At 50.4% G+C, this 21,177-nt stretch carries 13 protein-coding genes and 1 pseudogene; all 14 read right to left on the bottom strand.

Annotated elements, in window-relative coordinates; translation table 11 throughout:
- Nucleotides 1-26: 26 nt before the first annotated feature.
- The 14 genes and pseudogenes from MKX51_RS10480 to MKX51_RS10415 all read right to left on the bottom strand — a co-directional run bounded on the left by MKX51_RS10480 (nt 27) and on the right by MKX51_RS10415 (nt 21,125).
- On the bottom strand, nt 27-3,062 hold the full coding sequence (locus MKX51_RS10480; protein WP_340992288.1) for a type I polyketide synthase: 3,036 nt from the start codon (nt 3,060-3,062) through the stop codon (nt 27-29).
- A 24-nt stretch (nt 3,063-3,086) separates the two neighbouring features.
- Complete coding sequence (locus MKX51_RS10475; protein WP_340992287.1) at nt 3,087-8,561, bottom strand: type I polyketide synthase; 5,475 nt, start codon at nt 8,559-8,561, stop codon at nt 3,087-3,089.
- Nucleotides 8,562-8,916: 355 nt separating this feature from the next.
- A complete protein-coding gene (gene cydC / locus MKX51_RS10470; protein ID WP_340992286.1) occupies nt 8,917-10,638 on the bottom strand; it encodes a thiol reductant ABC exporter subunit CydC in 1,722 nt (573 codons plus the stop codon).
- A complete protein-coding gene (gene cydD, locus MKX51_RS10465; RefSeq protein ID WP_340992285.1) occupies nt 10,635-12,395 on the bottom strand; it encodes a thiol reductant ABC exporter subunit CydD in 1,761 nt (586 codons plus the stop codon). Before cydD ends, cydC begins: the two co-directional genes overlap by 4 nt.
- Complete coding sequence (locus MKX51_RS10460) at nt 12,396-13,409, bottom strand: cytochrome d ubiquinol oxidase subunit II (RefSeq protein WP_340941831.1); 1,014 nt, start codon at nt 13,407-13,409, stop codon at nt 12,396-12,398.
- The gene (locus MKX51_RS10455) at nt 13,406-14,773 is read right to left on the bottom strand and encodes a cytochrome ubiquinol oxidase subunit I (RefSeq protein WP_340992284.1); all 1,368 of its coding nucleotides are present in this window, start codon (nt 14,771-14,773) and stop codon (nt 13,406-13,408) included. Before MKX51_RS10455 ends, MKX51_RS10460 begins: the two co-directional genes overlap by 4 nt.
- A 278-nt stretch (nt 14,774-15,051) precedes the next feature.
- The gene (locus tag MKX51_RS10450; RefSeq protein ID WP_340992283.1) at nt 15,052-16,584 is read right to left on the bottom strand and encodes a carboxylesterase/lipase family protein; all 1,533 of its coding nucleotides are present in this window, start codon (nt 16,582-16,584) and stop codon (nt 15,052-15,054) included.
- Nucleotides 16,585-16,771: 187 nt separating this feature from the next.
- Nucleotides 16,772-17,128, bottom strand: coding sequence for a monovalent cation/H(+) antiporter subunit G (gene mnhG, locus MKX51_RS10445; protein WP_340992282.1), 357 nt, complete (start codon nt 17,126-17,128; stop codon nt 16,772-16,774).
- A complete protein-coding gene (locus MKX51_RS10440; RefSeq protein WP_340992281.1) occupies nt 17,118-17,411 on the bottom strand; it encodes a Na(+)/H(+) antiporter subunit F1 in 294 nt (97 codons plus the stop codon). Before MKX51_RS10440 ends, mnhG begins: the two co-directional genes overlap by 11 nt.
- The gene (locus MKX51_RS10435) at nt 17,411-17,893 is read right to left on the bottom strand and encodes a Na+/H+ antiporter subunit E (protein ID WP_340992280.1); all 483 of its coding nucleotides are present in this window, start codon (nt 17,891-17,893) and stop codon (nt 17,411-17,413) included. Before MKX51_RS10435 ends, MKX51_RS10440 begins: the two co-directional genes overlap by 1 nt.
- A gap of 5 nt (nt 17,894-17,898) precedes the next feature.
- A complete protein-coding gene (locus MKX51_RS10430) occupies nt 17,899-19,374 on the bottom strand; it encodes a Na+/H+ antiporter subunit D (RefSeq protein WP_340992279.1) in 1,476 nt (491 codons plus the stop codon).
- Complete coding sequence (locus MKX51_RS10425) at nt 19,371-19,703, bottom strand: Na(+)/H(+) antiporter subunit C (RefSeq protein ID WP_076073499.1); 333 nt, start codon at nt 19,701-19,703, stop codon at nt 19,371-19,373. The genes MKX51_RS10430 and MKX51_RS10425 overlap by 4 nt, the downstream gene beginning before the upstream one ends.
- A pseudogene (locus tag MKX51_RS10420) lies at nt 19,691-19,855 on the bottom strand (MnhB domain-containing protein); the annotation flags it as partial. The pseudogene MKX51_RS10420 and the gene MKX51_RS10425, both read right to left, overlap by 13 nt.
- A gap of 28 nt (nt 19,856-19,883) precedes the next feature.
- Entirely contained in the window at nt 19,884-21,125 is a 1,242-nt protein-coding gene (locus MKX51_RS10415) for an ISL3 family transposase (RefSeq protein WP_445321998.1), read from the bottom strand.
- Nucleotides 21,126-21,177: the final 52 nt, after the last annotated feature.

Genomic DNA, 21,177 nt, shown 5'->3' with positions numbered 1-21,177 from the left:
CTCTCCACACCTCTATCTGTCCATATTTAGACTGCATCCAAATCGAGGCTTTCTGACAACTCTTCCAATACAAGGTCAGCTACATTCTTGACAGTCGGTGCTTCGATAAACAGTTTCAACTGCAATTCAATCCCATAGAGTTCCTTTATTCTCAGGACGACTTGTGTGATCATCAGAGAATGTCCGCCAAGCTCAAAGAAGTTATCGTTGATTCCAATCGGCGTGATCCCCATAATATCCTGGAGGATTTCCACTATACTCTCTTCAATCGCATTGTCAGGCTGTTCATATTCCACCGATATATCCGGCCGGTTATACTCTATCGTGTCCGCTTCTACAGCACTGTCTGCTGAAAGCTCCCTATCCCAGCCGTTGCTTACAGCCGCTTCATAAGCCTTCTGCTTGCCAGCTTCAATCCAATGTCTCTTCCTTTCAAAAGGATACGTCGGCAAAGGGGTTCTGAATAAGATTTCATCTCCGTAATATTTTGCAAAATCAATGGTTAGTCCGCTGATCCAGGCCTTCTTTACGAACTCCGCCAGAAATTTATTATCATTCATCGTATTCTTAATGCCGCGGACCGTTTGGAACAATAGGCACTCCGCGTAGTCTTTCAAATTATCCTGCATGAAGACAGAGAGCGTTTTTCCCGGACCCACTTCGATGAAGTATTTATAATTTTTCTGTGCCAAATGAAGTGCAGCATCTTTAAATCTGACGGTGCCCAGCATATGCTGTATCCAATAGTCGGCACTCATCGCCTCTTCCGGCTTCAGCCACTCTCCCGTGACATTGGACATGATCGGGATCATCGGCTTGTTGAACGTCACCGTCTGAAGCACCTTCAGCATGTCCTCCACTGCACCCTGCATCATATAGGAATGAAAAGCATGGGAGGTGTGAAGAATTCTGTACTCCCGCTGCTCTGTAATCTGTTCGACCACTTCCTGCAGCGCTGCGCTATCCCCGGCCAATACCACCCGGTTCTCGGAATTAATCAAGGCCAGTGAGACCTTCCCGTTAATATAGGCCTGCGCTTCCTGCTCGTTCATATTCACATACAGCATTTCGCCCGCCGGCAGACTTTGGATGATCCGGCCCCGCATGACCATTAATCTAAGACCATCCTCGAGTGAGAATACCCCGGCCAGACAAGCGGCTACGTACTCCCCAACACTATGCCCCAGCAGAGCTTTGGGAGTAATTCCCCAATGCATCAAAGTCTTGGCCAAGCAGTACTCAACGGCAAATAGAGCAACCTGTGTATTCCGGGTTTCGGTGAGCGTCTCCTCACCCTTAGCATCCGCTTGATCTGCAAAGATAAGCTGTCTTAAATCATAGTTCAACTGCTTCTGAAGAATCTCGAAACACTTATCCAGCTCATGCCGGAATATAGGCTTCGTATCGTACAGTTGTTTTGTCATATTCACATACTGCACGCCTTGTCCCGGGAACAGGAACACAATTTCCTTTTCGTTCCCATTTGGAGATTTCACCGCAGGAAGGCTGGCGCCCAATTTATGAATCAGATCTTCTCTGCTGTTACAGACCAGACCGCCTCGATAGGGCAGTCTCTTTCTTCCAATATTCATCGTATACAGGATATTCCGGTAATCAATATCTTTATTATTTTGCACAAAATCCAGCAATTGTCCGGCCACCTCTTCATAGGCGGTCTTTGTCTTTGCGGATAGCAGCAGCAATTGGAATTCCTCATGGCTCTCGACTTTGCGGGTGTCGATCGCTTCTTCCAGGACTACATGAACATTGGTACCGCCAATGCCAAACGAGCTGACGCCCGCTCTTCTTACCCGGCAATCCGGGTTCCAGTCTCTCAGACGGGTATTGACATAGAAAGGGGAGTTCTTCAAATCAATGTTGGGATTCGTTTCTTTATAATTAATGCAGGGTACAAGCTTCTGCTTCTGGAGCATCAGACTGGTTTTGATTAACCCGGCCGTACCTGCTGCAGAATCCAGATGTCCAATATTGGCTTTCACTGCACCCAGGGCGCAGAAATTCAGCTTGTCCGTGGCTTCTGAGAAGGCTTCTGTAAGTGCTTGTATCTCTATGGGGTCCCCCATGGGAGTCGCTGTTCCATGAGTCTCAATATAAGTAATCGTTTCTTCATCGATCTCGCTTAGGATCTGGGCGCTCTTAATCGCATTGCGTTCGCCTTCAATGCTTGGTGCCGAATAACCAACCTTTGCCGAACCGTCATTATTAAAGGCGGCTCCCTTAATGACAGTGATGATATGATCCCGGTCGTTTACAGCATCTTCCAATCTTTTCAGCAGCACGGTTCCTACTCCGCTGCCGCTTAATGAACCGCTGCAATCTTTATCAAACGGCCGGCAATGTCCGTCCTCCGCAAGAACCTCTCCTTTGATGTAGAGATAACCGCTATCCTGAGGAAGCGACAGGGAGCTCCCTCCGGCAATGGCCATATCGCATTGATAATTCAGCAGAGCCTGACAGCCCAGAACCACGGCGGTCAGGGAAGTGGAACATGCAGTCTGCACGTTCACGCTCGGTCCCTTCAGATTCAGCTTGTAGGAAATCATGGTCGAAGCATAATGAACATCGTTCCCAATCCATATTTGTCTGATCTCTGGAGTGGAATCCAGATCCATACTGGACATAATATTCTTCAATAAATACTTGCTGGTTCCCGTCCCGACGAATACGCCAACCTTCCCTGCATACTGGTCCGATTGGTACCCGGCACTTTCCATCAGCCGCCATGAGCTCTCAAGCAGAATTCTTTGCTGCGGGTCCATCAGGGCCGCTTCCCTGGGCGTGAAGCCAAAGAACGCCGCATCAAATTGCTCAATATCATTTATTTTGAAGCCGCACTTTCTGTACTCCGGATTGGTGAGCAGTTCTTCCGGTATCCCTGCTGCCCGAAGCTCCTCATCGGTGAAGAAGGTAAGCGACTCCGTTCCGTTGCACAGATTCTCCCAATACTGCATCACGTTATCTGCTCCCGGAACCTGGCAGTCCATCCCGATAATAGCAATATCGAGGTCTCTAAGATCATCATTATGAGCGGATATTTCCATGCTTCTGTATCCTCCTTTCCGTTTTTATTTAGATAGTAGAAGCGCAGCCTCTTCTTCTGTCAGATTCTCTAACTGGTTTAATAAAGCCTCCAGGTCCGCTTCGGATTCGTCTTCAATAATCAGGTCGTTGATGTCACTGAAGTGTTTTCCGGCCAAGTCAGCAATGCTGATTCCACCCAGAAGGTCAACAATGGAAATGTTTATACTGCATTTCTTATTTATTTTATTTCTGATCTCCGCAGCTATAATGGAGTCCACTCCAACTGAACTGATCGGCTCATCAAGAACAAGTGCTTCCTTCTTGGCATGAATGGTCTCAGCGATGATCTCAGCGAAGAAATCCATGATAACCGCACATTTTTCTTCCATGCCGGAGGCTTTGGCCAGAATGCTGAACAAGTCGGTCTCCTGCATGTCCCCGGCAGTATCTTCGTTTTGCACGGCGAGGTGATTGTACAATGCAGGCTTGCCCGGATAATTATTAAGCGCAAGCGGCCAGTCCGCTTCACCGATTACCGCATGGCATAGCTGTTGTCCGAACACTCTTTCCAGGGCCTGCATGCCATTCACTGCGTAGATCGGGTTCATGCCTCTTTGATATTTATAATGATCAATCAAATTCTTTTCTTTAACCATCCCTACACCCCATGGTCCCCAGCCCAGACTCAAGGCAGTTTTGCCTTTACTGCGGCGGTAGCAGGCCAGTGAATCCATAAAGGAATTCGCTGCGGCATAATTCACTTGTCCAACCGCCGTGACAACCGATCCGGTGGATGAATACATGATGAAAAAGTCCAGTTCAACCTCTTCAAGATATTTATTCAATAACCAGGCGCCTTTAACTTTGGTGTCATAGACCTCATCAAACTCATGTTGCTCCATCTGCATCATTAATTTGTCTTTGACTACACCGGCAATATGGATCACACCGCCGACCGGCATGGTTTCTTCATGAATCAATCTATGCGTAAGCTCCCCGACTGCTGCTTCATCCGCGATGTCCAGCGCGGCTACTTCAACGGTACAGCCTTTCCGTTCAAGCTCATTGATAAATTGCACCTGGCTGTACAGCTTATGGGATGAAGCCATCCCTTTTCTTTCTTTTTTACCAGGGAACGGAGTACGGCCCACCAATACAAAATGTCTGGCTCCCTTCTCGTACATCCAATTCACAGTGATTTGCCCGAGTGAGCCCATTGCACCCGTGACCAGATAAATCTTATTGTCCGCCATCGTTACCGGGATGTTCCCGTCCAGATCGTAGATATGCTCCAGTCTGGCAACATAACGGACACCGTTTCTATACGCCAGCTGATCTTCACGTGTATAGTTCTCCAGATCGTTGATCAAAAGTTCGACTGAGGCGGGGTGATGATCGATATCCATACTTGCTCCCCAGCTTCCAATGCACTCGGAGTGGCTGATTACTCTGCACATACCGATAGCCGCTCCCTGCAGGACATCAACTGGCTCTTTGCCGTCAACACTGACTGCCCCTTGGGTAACTGCCCAAGTACGATATTTCACGGAGTGCTCATTCAAAGTATTCATAACATGGCGGATACTGTTGACCGCCTTCTGCTTGGAAGCCTCAATATCATCCGTATCCATCTGGTCATGACTTGAAATGTCCAGACCCCACAGGTGGATAATGCCGTATTCCTGCTGTTGATCCATGTGCTGAATCAGCTTGATATAATCCTCTTGATTATTGCTGACGATAACACTGCCTGCATCGTGATTGGCGGGATTCTGATAATCCGCGTAGAACCGTTTGCAGTTATAGCCTCTGCCGCTTAAGTTGTCGGCAATCCTGTCACCCATGCCGGAAGCATCACACAGCACAACCCAGTTCGTATACGAATTACGGGCCGCGATCAGCTGCTCATCGTTCTCTGCCTCCTGAGCCTTCCATTCAATGGCATAGAACCATTCTTTCAGATTCTTCTCGCTAAGCACGGCATCTTCCGGACTTTTATCTACTGATCTGGCCACAAAGTTGTCTACAATGACAACAATATTTCCTTGCTCATCATAGATTTCAATATCCCCGGCAATGAACTCCTTATTGGATTCCTTCACTATAGAACGGACCCGCAATGGACCGGATGTCTTACCGTATACAACGACCGAGTCCACCGTATCCGGCAGCTTAATATCAACTTGCCCGTGATCTCTCAGCTCATCAAATTGATTAGCGAGTAGCGACTGAAAGGCAGCATCAAGAATAACCGGATGCAGGATATTATCCATGTCCTGGATGCCTAACTCCTCCAGCATGCAGATCTCAGCCAGGACTTCATTATGATTAATCCATACCTTCTTAAGCCCCTGGAACATAGGACCGTAGGTGAAATTCATTTTCTCCAGCAGCTCGTAGCATTCCTCCTGATTCAGAATTTCCTTGGCACTGTGCTTAAGAGCCTCCAGATCGGCTGTCCGGTTGACCGGGAAGGTCTGTTTTCTGACAAATTCCCCACGGAAATTCTCGGTAGTTCTGGATACATCACCATCTGCCAGGCTTCCGATCTTCACCACACCATACTGCGGATCATAGTTAATAGACATGTGGCCGGCATTATTCTCATCAAGGAACAGCGCTCTTTTAAAGTGGATATGATATAAACCATACACCTCATCCATGCTTAATTTGCTATAATCACGGAGCATTTGGAACGCGGCTTCAATGAAATGGGCCCCGGCCAGCAGTACACTGCCATTTACACAATGGTCTGAGACGAACGGCATAATATAATCATTGATTTCCGCTTCCCATACCGGAACTACGCTATTCTTGCGGTATCCGATAAAAGGATGCTCTTTCTGGCCAAGGCGTCTCTTCATATGCTCTTTGGATTCTTTCCAGAACCTCTCATGCTCCCACTGATAATGTGGCAGCTTCACATACTTAAAGGTTCCTCTGTAGATCCGGGACCAGTCAATTTCATAGCCTGCACAGAATAGCTCAGACAAGGTTCTAAGCATTCTTGGGATTTCCGGATCATTTCTGCGGAGGGAGGGCGAGATCAGAACTTCCAGATCCATCTCACCCGCAAGCTCACTTACTGAATTCGCCAGTACCGGATGAGGGCCAACCTCAACAAAACAGGAATAGCCTTCCTCCAAAATCTGTTCCATGGCCTTGGCAAAGTACACGGAACCGGATACATTCAGCCACCAGTATTCATTATCCAGCTCCGGCCCTTCCGCCAGCTGGCCATTTCCGGTGGTATACGTTCTGATTTTGGTTGGTTGCGGATGAATATCGCGCAGGGCTTCCAGCAGCTCCGATTTAATCTCATTCATAAACACACTATGATAAGGTACCGTTACTCTTAAGAACTTGTTAAAAACACCGTCAGCTTCAAGCTTGCTGCTGATCTCTGTAAGACAAGCCATATCTCCGGACAGGGTTACGCTTGTGTTGCTGTTGATTGCCGCAATGGATACTTTGTCGTTATTGTCAGCAATCAGCTCTGCGGCCTGTTCTTCATTCAAGCCAACCGCAAGCATACCGCCTTTACCCGTCAGCCGCTGCTGGAGCATACTGCGGTAATACGAAATCCGGACCGCATCTTCAAAACTGTAGACACCGGCAGCATACAATCCTGCCACTTCACCCACACTATGTCCGATAATCAGATCCGGGACGACCCCCATGCTCTTCCACATCTCCACCAAGGCCACCTGCACCGTAAAATTCAACGGCTGGGAGACTTCGGTGAACTGCATGCTGGATTGTTCCTCAGGAATCAGGAATTCATCCAGCAATGACCAGGACAAGTATCGGGAGAACTCAGTGTGACACTTCTCGACCGTATGGCGGAATACCGTATTCGCATGATAGAGCTCGCGTCCCATCGCGTACCATTGAGGACCCATGCCGGTGAAAATAAACACCAGTCTCTTGTCTTTGCCCTCATTGCCCGCAACCACATTCTGCGGCAGAGTATCCTGCTGATAATCTGTCAGACCCTGAATGATCTCCTGTGTATTCCCTCCGAATAACACAAGGGATTTCGGGAATTTCTCACGTTTGGTAAGGGCGGAATAACAAATATCCGGTAAACTTTCTTCTGTATGATTCAGAAATTCAGTGTATTCTGCGGCAAGAGCCTTTAAGGATTGCTCTGTTTTTGCGGAGATGGTTAATACTTGAGGCAGTTCTTCGTTGACTGTTCCATCGTACTTTCTGTCACCCGTTATTCCCTGTAAAATCACGTGCGCATTGGTTCCGCCAAATCCGAACGAATTGACACCGACGATGGCATCTTTACCATCCTGCGGCCAGCTTTCATTGGTTAAGGGAATTCTTAGCCTCAGCTTGTCCAGATCAAGCTCAGGGTTAAGCTCTTTCATCCCGATATGCGGCACAATCTGTCGATGATCAAGAATGCACGCCGCCTTGATTACCGATGCTACGCCGGAGGCTGCCTCCAGATGACCGATGTTCGGTTTGACCGAGGCCATGATACATCTGTTATCTTCAGTCCTGTGCTCACCAAAGAACTCACCGACCGCATTGACTTCAATGGGATCACCCAGTGCTGTTCCGGTTCCGTGCAATTCGACATACTGAACTTCATCGGAGGCAATTCCTGCTCTCGCATATACATCCTGCAGCAGCATCTTTTGTGATTCGCCGTTAGGAACCGTAATACCATTCGTTTTTCCATCCTGGTTCACAAGGCTCTCTCTGATCACGGCATACACATAGTCGCCGTCTTCGAGCGCTTTTTCCAGACTTTTAAGGACAAGGATTCCGCCCCCTTCCCCCCTGACATAACCGTTCGCAGCAGCGTCGAAGGTCTTGCAGCTTCCGTCCACCGATAAGAATCCGCCTTTGGATTCGGCTATGAAATATTCCGGGGCATAGATCAGTTCCATGCCGCCTGCCAAGGCCAGATCGCATTCACCGTTGTGCAGGCTTTTGCAGGCTTCATGAACAGAAACCACAGAGGACGAGCAGGCTGTATCTATGGATAGAGAGGGACCCATTAAATTGTATATGTACGAGATTCTATTCGATAACATCGTCATCATGCTTCCTACTGCAGCATGGGTTCCAATTTGTGCAGCGTCAGCAAATTGCAGGATTTTATAATCGAGAGTAAATCCGCCGATAAACACACCGGTATGGGAACCGCTCAGACTGCCGGGCTTAATTCCTGCGTCTTCTAACGCCTCCCAGACAATTTCCAGCATTTGTCTCTGCTGCGGATCGATCTGATCGGCCTCTCTGGCATTAATTCCAAAGAACTTTGCATCAAATTGATCAAACTTATCGATAAATCCTCCGCGCCTGGCGTGGCTTTTTCCTTTTACCTGTTTGTTGGGATGATAATATTCTTCAATACTCCATCTATCCTCGGGAATATCCGTAATCGTATCCTTGCCTGACTTCAAGATGTCCCAGAACTGTTCAACATTATTTGCGCTTCCCGGGAACCTGCAGCCCATCCCCACAATCGCCACTAGCTTGTCTGTCTGCTTATTCATACCTATCGCTCCTTTTACTATGCTTATCATTTACGACTGTCAATCACAAAAAAATTCCATTAAACTATATATGTATTTTTTTGAATAAACATGCATTTTACAAGGGATTGGTAGACTTCAAAGTGGTGAAAATTAACTATTACCATTTACGGGGTTGAATAGGTATAAAGTAGGGAGAATTAGTATAAGAGGCAATATTTACATTTAACAAGATAAAAATAGCATATATCCCATAATTAAAATGTGACTTTCTTCACCAAAAAAAGCTCACCTTAAGGTGAGCAGCATAACCCCTATCGATGGTCGCATTGTTAATCAATTTATGAATAATCGCCCCGCGATAGAGACCTTCTGTCTATAGCTCTCCAATCATTTGCAGCTCAATCTGCTTCATCCGGTACAAGTAGCCCCCTTGCTCCATTAGCTCCGCATATGAACCTGTTTCGATGACCCTGCCTTGCTCCATGACGATAATCCTGTCCATACCATCCAGGCCGGTAAGCCGGTGGCAAATGAGCAGTAATGTATCTCCGGCAGACTGCTCGTAGAGACGGGTTAATACGCGCTCTTCCGTTACATAATCCAGCGAAGAGGTCGGTTCATCCAGCAGCCACAACCGCCCTTTGCGGAGCATGACCCGGGCCAGCGCCAGACGCTGCTTCTCACCGTCAGACAGGTTCTCTCCTTTCTCGAATACCACATCGGTTAAAGCCACATCCGGCAATTGGGCCTTAGCGAGAGCTTCTAACAATACTTCGTCAGATGGTTCTTCTCCATTCAGCAGCAGGTTGTCACGGACTGTTCCACGGAAAAAATGACCTTGCTGTAAGACGACATTCGAGGCTTCCCAAATGCCTGACTCATCCAGCTCTTGTACCGGAATGCCGCCCAAACGTATCTCTCCGGATGCAGGTGTGCGCAGCTTGAGCAGCAGATCAATCAGCGTGGATTTGCCGGACCCGCTTGGTCCGACCACGGCCGTTCGGGAGCCTGCCGGGAGGTGCAGCGATACTTCCTTCAGTGCGGGCCGCCACTCGTCTTCATATTGGAACGTAACGCAGGACAGCTCCACCGAAACAGCATCGTCTGCTGGCAGAATGAGGCCCGGCTGCACAGGTAAGTCACCGGCAGTGCCTACAGTTTCAGTCAGCCTTTTGGCCGCGTGCTCGCTGTCTTGCTTATAGGCTGGCATAGTAGCCATGGCTGCGGCTTCTTCGAACACCGTCTGTGAGGCCATGACAAGCATCGCCAGAAATACGCCGGCCAGCGCACCTTCCATAATTAGATAGGCTCCTAACGTCAGTACACCCCAGGAAATAAAAAAGGTGACAAAGGTGTGCATCGCCTGTCCGCGCAGCAAATGTCCTGCCGCACGCTGCTGCTCTGCTGCCAGTGCTGCCGAAGCCGCCTGGAGCTGCTGCTCCCGCTGCGGCAATTGCCCGTACACCTTCAGATCGCGGAAGCCATACAAGACCTCGGTCACTTCCGTTGACAGCAGCGCCCGCTGCTTGCGGACACGGCCATTAATCGCCCGCTGGCCCAGTAATACGATTCCCGGTACAACCAACGCGGTTAGCAGCATTCCTGTTACAAACAAGCAGGCGATCCAGAATGAATAAGAAGCACTGAACACCATGGTGGCCAGAAACACCGTGATGACGATCACCGGCGGATAAGCGACACGCAAAAAATAATTCTGCAGGCTCTCTACATCCCCAACAATCCTCGCCAGCAGATCTCCGCTGCGGTTCTTGTTCAAGATACCAGGCGTTAACGGAATCAGCCTGGCAAAAAAGCCTGTGCGCAAACGGCTAAGCATGGAAAAGGTTGCTCTGTGCGAATACAGGCGTTCTCCGTAACGGCTTGCCGCCCGGAGCAGACCCAGCAGCTTGACCAGCGCGGTAAGAACGATCAAGGTATAGAGCGGAGGCATAAAAACCGTCTGTGAAATCAGATACCCGCTCGCGGAGAAGAGGGCCACACCGGCTGCGCCGGCAATAAACCCTCCCAGGATCGACAGGAGAATATCCTTACGCTCTGCTATCATGGCCTTGGACAAAATCGCCAGCTCGTTCATGCTGATCCTCCTTTTCGCTGCATATCAACCATCTGGGCATATTGAGGCACACGTTCAAGGAGTTCCTCGTGAGGTCCTGCCGCCGCCAATACTCCATGGTCCATAAACAAAATGTGATCCGCTTGCCGGATCGTATATAACCGGTGCGCGACTGTGATCATCGTTGCCTTTTGGGCCAGCTTGGTTATGGAGCTTTGCAGGATTTGTTCGGTCTGCAAGTCGAGGCCCACCGTAGGCTCATCGAACAGGATCAGAGCCGGACGTTTCAGAAATGCCCTCGCTAAAGCAAGCCGCTGCTTTTCTCCTCCCGACAGTCCCCTGCCGCCTTCCCCGACATAGGTATCTAATCCCTGCTCCAGCCCGGCAACCAGCGTTGCAAGTCCCGCTTCCTCTGCGGCCTGCCTGATTTCTTCCCTGGAGACGTTACGTCCGGCGCCGATGGCGATATTCTCAGCAAAGGTACCGGCAAAAATATAGGGGTGCTGCGTAATGTAGCTGACCTGCTCAAACCATGAGTCTTCCTCCCACTCCGTCAGCGGGCTTCCGTTCACCAGCACGGTCCCGGATACCGGCTTCAGCAGCCCGGCAATGAGATGGAGCAACGTTGTTTTGCCAGAGCCGCTTTTACCGACAATCGCAACATGCTCTCCCGATCCTATGGAGACGGGTCCGGCCTTAAGCTCAAATGAACCGGGTGCATAATGGAACTGTACCTGATCCAGCGCAATGGATGGCGGCATCCGGAGCAGCTTGTCTGATGAGTGCTGGCCCTCTTCCGGCTGTGTGCCGGAGCCGCCGCCTATTTCCGCAAGCATCTGCTCCACCTTACGGACCGCCCCCATACTGGTCCGCCCGCTGTGAAAAGCAGTGCCTGTATTCTTGAGCAGGTTGAAGAACTCGGGAACGAGCAGCAGCACAAGAAAGGCAGTGTGGAACGGCATCGATTTAAATACGAGCAGTTGAATAGCCAATTCAAGGGCAACAATCCCGATACTCAGCATAACGATGGATTCCAGCATAAAGGTATTCGTAAAGGCAACCTTCAGAATATCCATGGTCGCGTCACGGTACCCCAGGCTGCTGCGCTCAATCTGCTGCTGCTGGCGGCGGGATTGTCCGAATATTTTCAAGGTCACAAGCCCCTGGAGCGAATCCAGGAAGGTGCCGGAGAATTCGGCAAGCTGCGCATATTTTTCTTCGGATTTATTCTTCGTCTGCAGCCCCACCAGAATCATGAACAGCGGGATGAATGGTGCCGTAAACAGCAGAATGAAGCCCGTATTCGCATGTAAGATGAACGTAACCACCAATATTAGAACCGGGATAATAGCTGCTTCGACCATCCGCGGCATGTATTGACTGAAATAGCTGTCCGCCTCGTCCACTGCATCCAGCGCCACACTGACCTTTCCCCCCGTCTGTCCCCGCAGCGTTGAAGGCATAGAGGCACGGGTAAGCTTTTGCAGCACGGCTGAACGCATATTGGCCTTAGCGGCGGCCGCCATAGTTAGGCCTATTTTCCCATTTGCATATAACAGCAACGTGCGGATCGCCATCACTGACAGCAGAAGCGCGAGCAGCAGAGCAACCGAAGATAACGAAGCCTTCTCCACGAACACCCGCTGGACCGCTTCCGCCAGCAGCCCGGCCTGACTTACAATCGCAATGCCGAGCAGGAGCGACAGGATGGCAAGCATAACCAATCGTTTGCGTTGCCGTGACATTTGCTCAGCGATCAGGCTTGTTGTCTTGTCCATTTATTTCTTTCCTTTCACATAATCTGCGTCAAAGAGGAACAGCTTGAACACCAGAATCAGGGAAGGAATGAGCAGGCACATCCCGCCGATGAACACAATGACCAGCGCCAGGCCCATGGCCGGTGAAGTAATGCTGTTCTCCAGCGTAATGAACGGGTCCAGAATATAAGGATACTGCCCGATGCCGTATGCGAAGAAGGCGCAGAGAAATTGCAGCATGATGCTTATGAACGCCAACCCGTAACGGCGTCCGCTGTACAGCAGCCACATGGCAAGCATGAAGAAAGCAACGGACAGCGCAAGCAGCCACCATAGATCCATCATATTTTGAAAATGCCGCTCATTGTGCTGGCCCAGATAAATAAAGGCCGTCAGCGCGATAACAATCGTCGGCGTGCTCCAGAACAGCGCATAAGTACGCATAAGCTTCAGTGCGGGCTGATCCTCTGCCCGGGAAGCATAAAAGGCCAAAAAGGAGGCGCTGATGAACAGCACAGATACAATCGCCAAGCCCACAATGCTCCAGGATAACGGGTTAGTGAACAATGCCCAGTAATCCAGAGACACGGTCTCTCCCTGCTTAAAGATAAAGCCGCCTTCCGACAGGGTAAGTGCCACCGACAAGGACGCGGGAATCAGCAGGCCCGAAGCGCCGTACAGGAACAGATATACGATGTTATTTTTGGAGCCGTAATTCTCGAACGCATAGAACGAACCACGGATCGCGATGAGGATAAGCGCAATGCTTCCAGGAACAAGCAACGCCGAGCCGTAATAATAAGCGGTATCCGGGAAGAAGCCGACAAGTCCAATGTAAAAAAAGACGAAAAATACATTCGTAATCTCCCAGACAGGCGATAAGTAGCGGGAGATCAAACGGTTAATCAGATGATCCTGCTTCGTCAGCCGGGCATAAAAGGCAAAGAACCCGGCTCCAAAATCAATGGAGGCCACAATTAAATAGCCGTATAAAAACAGCCAGAGCACTGAAATTCCAATCAGCTCATAACTCATTTTGCGTGCTCACCCTTTCCTGTTGATTTGTCACCGGGAGGCTGGTTCCACTTCTCCATCTCGGTTTCCGCCGGATTGTCCTTGAACATACGCCGCAGCACAAGCACACAGACAGTACCTAACAGGATGTACAGCAACAGGAATACAAAAAACAGGATTCTTACGCTCGGTGAGGTCGTAGCCCCCTCTTCTACACGCATGTAGCCCCTTAAGATCCAGGGCTGCCGACCGATTTCAGCGTAGAACCAGCCCAGCTCGACTCCCAGAAAAGCAAGCGGCGCGCCTAACGCGATCGCGCGAAGCAGCCATTTGTTATGCTCATTGCGTTTTTTCCAGAAGACAAACAGGAAATACAGGAACGAAATGCCTAGTAGTGCGAACCCTACACCGACCATCAGATCAAACAAATAGTGAACCAGGAGCGGCGGCCGCTCATCCGCAGGGAATTCATTCAGACCTGTCACTTCTGCATTAAAATCTCCAAAGGCGAGGAAGCTGAGAAATTTGGGAATGTGAAGTGCGCCCAGAACCTCATGCTCTGCGTTAAGCCACCCTAACAGAATCAGATCTGCCCCGCTTTCCGTTTCAAAATGCCACTCTGCCGCAGCCAGCTTCTCCGGCTGATGCTCCGCCAAAAATTTTGCAGACGTATCTCCAGCAAGTGCATTCAGCAGTCCAAACACCATCACCACGGCCATCATCAGCTTCAGCGCTTTTTTATGGTATTCGGAGGCACCCTTCTTCAGGAGTGCGAACGCGGCAATGCCTGCCAGCAGTGCAGCTCCGGTCAGATAGGCTGAGCTTAAGACATGGAACACCTTGGAGAACGTCGCTGTATTCAGCATCGCCTCCACCGGATTCACTGCGATGAATTGCCCTCCCGCCATAGCAAAGCCCTCGGGCTGATTCATGAACCCGTTTACGGTCGTGATAAAAACAGCGGACATCCCGGCACCGGCAACAATCGGAATCGTAAGGAGCCAGTGGATATACGGTTTTTTGAACCGGTCCCAGGTATAGAGGTAAATGCCCAGGAAGATGGCCTCAAAAAAGAAAGCAAACACTTCCATAAATAACGGGAGCGCAATCACGTTACCGGCCAGCTTCATGAAATTCGGCCAGACCAAGGCCAGCTGCAATGAAATCGCTGTACCTGTCACCACACCCACCGCTACAGAAATGACAAACCCACGGGCCCATCTCTTCGCCATCAGCGTGTAGTGAGGGTCTTTTTTGCGTATGCCCATGAATTCTGCAATAGCGATCATCAGCGGAACCCCAACGCCAATTGTTGCGAATATAACGTGGAATCCCAGTGTCAAGCCTGTCACCAGTCTGCTCCACAGCACGGTATCGATGCCCATTACGTTAGTGCCTCCTTATAAAAATCGTAGATATTTTGAATTATTATATCTTTAATTTTAAGTAAATCGGCTCCGGTCACCTTTTTGCCTTCAAACGTTCATGGAAGCATCAACTCTTTCTTACATCTTAGTGAATACCGCCGAAACTACTCTATCGGGCTATTGTTAGATAGGGAATAACATGGTAAGGGATGGTCCGGCAATAAAAACAGCGGCAATCTAAGACTCAATACATAAAGTCTTAAACTGCCGCTGATCCTATCAAGAGCAGAATCCCCTCAGACCGGACTGCCACTCTTCTTGAAGTACTGCTGCACCAGAAAATTCATGATCTCGCCCGGTTGTTCTCTGGAGAACTCCGCCTTGTCTGCGAACAGCATCCCGTAAGGTGCTTCCGGGGTGTACGGCTCCCAGCGTGGCAATGCTTCGCCTGTGGAATCTTGTCCGTTCGGGTCGCCGGTACGGATGAAGTGAGCGGTATAATTGCACATCTGGCGGGCCAGATCATAATGCTTGCCGACAAACGGCCGCCAGCACTTGGCCAGCGTCTCGAAGAAGAACCACAGATCCACCGAGTGGAAGGTGCCCGGGTTATCCCATCCCGGAATCTCCGCATCGAAGTTATAGTAATAGAGCGGGGTTTCGCTTCCGGTATCCGCATTCGCCTGCCCGGCGATCCGGATGGCGTATTCGACCCCGCTTACCGCTGCCCGCTCCGCCGCTTCCTGAACAGCATCCGGCCTAGCGCCGCTAAGCTTCAGGAAGGTCTCCGCATCCTCCCCGAACATGTCCGCCGCAAGCTGCTTGAGCTCCCCGTAGGACTGCACATTCGGAGTGCTGAAGAACTCGGAGGAGGTATGGCCTAGCATAATTGGCACCTTCAAGCGTCTGTTCTGCACGAACAGATCGAACGGGTTGCCCACCTGGAACTTCTGGTCCGCAACGGTGCCCCAGAACCCGCCAAGCGCTACTGCCTTGTCCCGCAGATAGACCGCATCCAGCTTCCGCGCTTCCGCGAGGGAGGATACACCCAGATAGTTAAAGAACTCGATGCCGTCCTGCTCCGCTTCCTGCAACGTCCCCCGTAGCGGCGGCAGCAGGGTTCCCGGATACAGGTCGGTGAAGATACCGCTTTCAACAATCGCCCGCTGAAACAATCCTTCGTTCTGCGGAGAGGTGAGCTGGCTCATGACACTGCCGCCGCCCGCAGACTGCCCGCCGATGGTGATGTTGTCCGGGTCACCGCCAAAGGCGGCAATATTGCGCTTCACCCAGCGGGTAGCGGCCTGCTGGTCAAGGTTGCCGAAGTTGGCGGGCGCCTCCGGCGATTCCACCGTAATCTCGGGATGACATAGGAAGCCGAAGATATTCAGCCGGTAGTTAATCGTCACCACCACAATCCCTCTGCGGGCAATCCGTTCCCCGTCGAATTCCATCTCCGCCGGATGGCCCACCTGGAGCCCGCCGCCGAAATACCATACATAGACGGGTAGCTTCTCGTCCGCCTGCTTGGCCGGGGTCCATACGTTCAGGTACAGGCAATCCTCGCTCATCGCGATATCCGGCTCCACCGCCCATTCACGGGTATAGATATTGTTATCATCCAGCTCCTGTCTGACCTGCATGGAGACCGGTGCGAACTCGTGGGCCTGAAGAACACCCTCCCAGTCTTCGGCAGGCTGCGGTGCCCGCCAGCGGTTCTCGCCTACAGGCGGAGCTGCGAAAGGTATTCCCTTGAAGCTCGTAATCCGGGGATCGGCTGCGGGCAAGCCTTTTACCGTGCCATTCTCCACATTGACCAATCTAAGCATATTACCGTCTCCTTTACATCCACATCGTTGCTTACCCCCAAATTCTAATAGACCCCTTGCCTCAAAACAATGATCTAAGCAGGGCCGTAATTGATCTATTCTAACATGCCGGCGATTCTACAGTATAAGGAAAGACACCCTGTTTGGTATCCGGCTGATCCCCACACGTTCCATTCACTTCAAACTATTATTTAGACGTTTCCTTGCTTTCTTCCCCCGGCACCTTCAGGTCATCCTGAACGCTTCCCTTCCATAAAGGCACTCCGGAACGGTAAGCAGCCCGGCCATTTAAGTGACCTGCTACCGGTGAAGTGATGAATACAAATACAATCGCCAGCAAAAGCTTGACATTAACCGTTCCGTCTTTGAACCAAAAGTACAGGAAACCTCCTGTCAGCAAACACAGTACCCCGAAGGTTGCACTTTTGGTAGCAGCATGTGAACGCAGATAGACATCGGGCAGACGGACTAAGCCGAAGGCACTTAAGCCGCAGAAGACTGCACCCATTACCACAAGCATAGAGCTAATCAGTTCACCTGTCATTGGGGTTCCCTCCATCCTCTATAACGGCTCCCCGTTCAATATATCTGGCCAGAGCCGTAGTGCCAATAAACGTCAGAATCCCGATTACCAGGATGACTTCTATAAAATCCTGAGTATCCAGCAGCATACTGACGACGGTTATCATAGCGAGTACATGAATGCCGATCGTATCGAGTGCGGCAACCCTGTCGGAGCGGGTTGGCCCTTTCAGGAGACGGAACAGGCAGGCCAGCATCGCCAGAGCCAGAATGATCATGGCCACTTTTAGCATAACTGGGATCATTAACGGGTCACCTCCCTAATCGCTCGTTCGAAAGTGCCTCTTATCTGCGTGACCATCAGTTCTGCATCTTTAATATCAATAGCATGAATGTACAGCATCTTGCGATCCTCCGACACATCAAGAGTCAGGGTTCCCGGTGTCAGACAAATCAGGCACGAGAGCAGTGTGACCTCCCAGGGCGTGGCCAAAGCAGTCTCATAAGCAAAGATACCGGGACGTATAGCCAGTTTTGGACGGATGATGTGGCCAATGACCACGAAATTCGAGACCGTAAGTTCACGGGCAAAGATCAGCAGAAGCTTCAGTACAGCCCATATACGTATGAGATAGAATGGCCGGGACTGGGACCTGGATTTCCTAAATAACAGTAAAAGTCCGATGCCAAGCAGATAACCTACTATAAAGCTTGAGCCAGAGCCATTATTATTTATCGCCATCCACAGAAAGGCAATCAACAGATTAAACAGGAATTGTAAGGCCATATTCACTACTCCTTCATTATGGCTTCGATATATAGGGCAGGTGAAGCCAGAACCTCGCCAGCCTGCGATACATAAGTATACACAGACTCCGCACCGATCCCCATAGCAATTACAAGCAGCAGCAGTCCGGCAGCCACAGCCGAAGCGGCCTTCATGCTTATCTTAGGCTGCTCTTCCTTGGGTTCATTTCCCCAGAATGCCAGCCTGAATACCTTGATCAGGGAGAACAGCACCATAAAGCTTGACCCCAGACCTATGAGAGACAGCGTCAGCATCCCCTCGGACAACGCTCCACGCAGGATCATAATTTTGCCGGCAAAACCGCTAAGCGGCGGAATCCCCACCAGGGCGAGCGCCAGAATGAAAAACATCCAGCCGAGGAGCGGATACTTTCGGATCATCCCGCCCATACTGCCTAGCCGGTCAGTTCCGGCTGCGGATATAATCATCCCGCCCAGAATAAACATAAGTCCCTTGGCCAGCATATCATGCAGCAGATAAAAGACTGCCCCATTCATTGAATCTGCAGTCCCTGCAGCGAGCCCAAAGGCTACAAATCCAACGCTGATAATGATGTTATAATTCAGAATCCGCGGGATATCCCTATAAGCCACTGCCCCCAGGCTGCCCAGGATCATGGTAGCCGCAGCCATCCAGGCGATCCAGTCATGAGTGAAGCCGGGATCGTTCACGAACAACAACGTGAAGGTACGGATGATTGCATAGAGTCCTACTTTGGTCAGCAGGGCACCGAACAATGCCCGGACAGCCGCCGGAGGCGCACTGTATGACCCTGGCAGCCAGAAGAACAGGAACAGCCCTGCCTTTAAGGAAAATACAATCAAGAACAAAACAGCAATTACATTAAGCACGCCGCCCTGTCCCGCTTCAGCGATACGCTGGGACAGGTGTGCCATGTTGAGTGTCCCTACTGCTGCATAGAGATAAGCTACCGCCGCAACAAACAGTGTCGAGGATACGATATTGATAAGCAAATATTTCGACGTTTCTCTTAGTTGAAGCTTGGTCCCTCCGAGTGAGATGAGCGCATAAGAAGAAATCAGCATGACCTCAAAAAAGACAAACAGGTTGAAAATATCTCCGGTAAGAAACGAGCCGTATACCCCGACCAGCAAAAACTGAAAGAACGTATAGTAATAGAACCGCTCCCTCTGCTCTCCAATACTGCTGAAGGAGTAGCACAGAACCGCAAAGCTGACAACCGAAGCCATCGTTACCAGCAATACAGCAAACATATCACCTACAAATACAATGCCATACGGAGGAGCCCAGCCCCCCATTTGCAGGGTCTGTATGCCCTCAAAATGGACACGTGTAACCAGCAGCACCGCAATCAGAATGTTAAGCAGACCGCTGAGCGCACTAATCACGCGCTGAAGCCGGATCTTCTCTTTGAGAAAAATCAGGATGACAGCCGTAGCCAGCGGAATGAGAATCGGGAGCACCAATAGATTGCTCATTCGTTGACCTCCTTAATGCTGTCCATTTCATCAGTACCCCGCGTCTGATATGACCGGTATGCGAGTACGAAAAAGAAGGCTGTGACCCCGAAGCTGATGACAATGGAGGTTAGAATCAGCGCCTGCGGCAGCGGATCAACATAGGTATCCGCCTTGCCTAGTATAGGGGCTGCGCCCCTTTTGAGCCCGGCCATCGTGAGCAGCAGCAGATGAACTCCATGCGTCAGCAAGGAGGTTCCCAGCACAATGCGCAGCAGGCTTTTGGACAGAATCAGGTAGACACCGATCATGAAAAGAATTCCGACCGCTACTGCCATTACGAGTTCCATTTCTTCTCCCCTCCGATCGATAAAATGATGGTCATCGTCACACCGACAACGGCCAGGAATACGCCAAGGTCAAACAGGACGGCTGTCGCCAGCTCCGTATCCCCAAGTACAGGCAGCTGGAAGTGGCCGAACGTATGACTTAGAAAAGGGGCTCAATCTAAAAATTAGCGGTTGATATTATCATCCTAATAAGCGTTGCCGATTACACTCGATTAAAATGCCGGCTTTATAGCATCGGCGATTGCGCGTGAAATAGTGTCTTCGTTGGTAGGATTTAATGCGATTATGTCGTCCTTCGACGGTCGCGTTCGTCCAGCGGCAGTGATGGTAGTTCACAATTTCCTCTTCCCAGTTCCGCATCGTTTTCAAAGCGCATTGTACAGCTTCATGCGCGATACGTTCGCCTTGCTGACACCAACGGGTGAAACCCAACTGAGCCACATTAAAACTTGGCGAGTAGTCATACCAACGGGAGAAGGATTCTTTCCATTCCCATACCTCGCGGAGGAGTGGGGAGAATGCCAGTAGCTGCTCTAACTGAATACGGCTCTGGTCTGGTAACGAATCTGCTGGCGGATTGAGCAGTCGGTGATGACTTTTTAAGATCCCTTTGGCCCGGGGAGAAAGGGTGGACTGAATGGATTTCCGGACCGCTTGGACACTTTCAATCACATAACCGTGAACATGAAAGCGATCTGCAATTCGAAGGGCCCTCGGAAAACACTCGCTGATCCAGGTGTGATACGTTTGAGCCAGATCCATGACGACAGCCTTGGGATTTAGGTTTAAAAATTCCGGATGCTGCTCGGCATACGCACGTAGTGCGCCTAGCTTTCGCCCCGAAAGCAGGTCTAGCATGGTTTCCCCTCGAAGATCGTGAATACCAGTGTTATACGTATGTCCCTTTTTGATCGCAAAGTCGTCGATGCCGAGCACGAGCTCGGGTGTGTCTTTGGCTTGACACCAAGCCTGCTTGAGCAAACGCTCGTTCTCTGCGGGCAGGGCCTCTTGGTGCATGCGCTGAACCGTGCTGGCGGGCGCTTCTTGTATTCTCGCGCTATGCGCTGCCGTGGAGCCGAGTGCCTGATTTACCGTCTGTGAGCGAAACATACGGCTGTATTGTTCCTTCGGACCTACCCATGCATACGTCCAAACAAACCCAATATTACACCGTGAACAAGCCAAGCGCTGCGAGGGAATGTGCAAAAAGCACTTCTTACCAAAAACGCTGATATGACGAATCTGACGCGACCTATTGCGGCCATTTCGCCTCACAGATTGTTCAGAATTGCAGATAGGGCAAGGCTGTTTATACGCCGCCGGCGAGGCTTCCAAATGCACTTCTGAACCATTGATAGAGAGAACTCGATGAAGTTGTAGTTCTGGTAATCCGAGCATTTCGTTGATATACTGGAGTGGCATCTGTCATTTCCTTTTCATGTTGTGGGGTAGGACTTACAACAATACAGGATTT

The organism is Paenibacillus sp. FSL M7-0420, from assembly GCF_038002345.1.
Lineage (GTDB): Bacteria > Bacillota > Bacilli > Paenibacillales > Paenibacillaceae > Paenibacillus_AQ.
The sequence above is the reverse complement of the archived record's forward strand: the minus strand, read 5'-3'. Positions and strand labels throughout refer to the sequence as shown.

Excerpts from the sequence above, each read along its gene's own strand:
- MKX51_RS10480 (WP_340992288.1), bottom strand. The coding sequence starts at position 3,062 with ATGGAAATATCCGCTCATAATGATGATCTTAGAGACCTCGATATTGCT.
- MKX51_RS10475 (WP_340992287.1), bottom strand. The coding sequence starts at position 8,561 with ATGAATAAGCAGACAGACAAGCTAGTGGCGATTGTGGGGATGGGCTGC.
- cydC (WP_340992286.1), bottom strand. The coding sequence starts at position 10,638 with ATGAACGAGCTGGCGATTTTGTCCAAGGCCATGATAGCAGAGCGTAAG.
- cydD (WP_340992285.1), bottom strand. The coding sequence starts at position 12,395 with ATGGACAAGACAACAAGCCTGATCGCTGAGCAAATGTCACGGCAACGC.
- MKX51_RS10460 (WP_340941831.1), bottom strand. The coding sequence starts at position 13,409 with ATGAGTTATGAGCTGATTGGAATTTCAGTGCTCTGGCTGTTTTTATAC.
- MKX51_RS10455 (WP_340992284.1), bottom strand. The coding sequence starts at position 14,773 with ATGGGCATCGATACCGTGCTGTGGAGCAGACTGGTGACAGGCTTGACA.
- MKX51_RS10450 (WP_340992283.1), bottom strand. The coding sequence starts at position 16,584 with ATGCTTAGATTGGTCAATGTGGAGAATGGCACGGTAAAAGGCTTGCCC.
- mnhG (WP_340992282.1), bottom strand. The coding sequence starts at position 17,128 with ATGACAGGTGAACTGATTAGCTCTATGCTTGTGGTAATGGGTGCAGTC.
- MKX51_RS10440 (WP_340992281.1), bottom strand. The coding sequence starts at position 17,411 with ATGATCCCAGTTATGCTAAAAGTGGCCATGATCATTCTGGCTCTGGCG.
- MKX51_RS10435 (WP_340992280.1), bottom strand. The coding sequence starts at position 17,893 with ATGGCCTTACAATTCCTGTTTAATCTGTTGATTGCCTTTCTGTGGATG.
- MKX51_RS10430 (WP_340992279.1), bottom strand. The coding sequence starts at position 19,374 with ATGAGCAATCTATTGGTGCTCCCGATTCTCATTCCGCTGGCTACGGCT.
- MKX51_RS10425 (WP_076073499.1), bottom strand. The coding sequence starts at position 19,703 with ATGGAACTCGTAATGGCAGTAGCGGTCGGAATTCTTTTCATGATCGGT.
- MKX51_RS10415 (WP_445321998.1), bottom strand. The coding sequence starts at position 21,125 with ATGCCACTCCAGTATATCAACGAAATGCTCGGATTACCAGAACTACAA.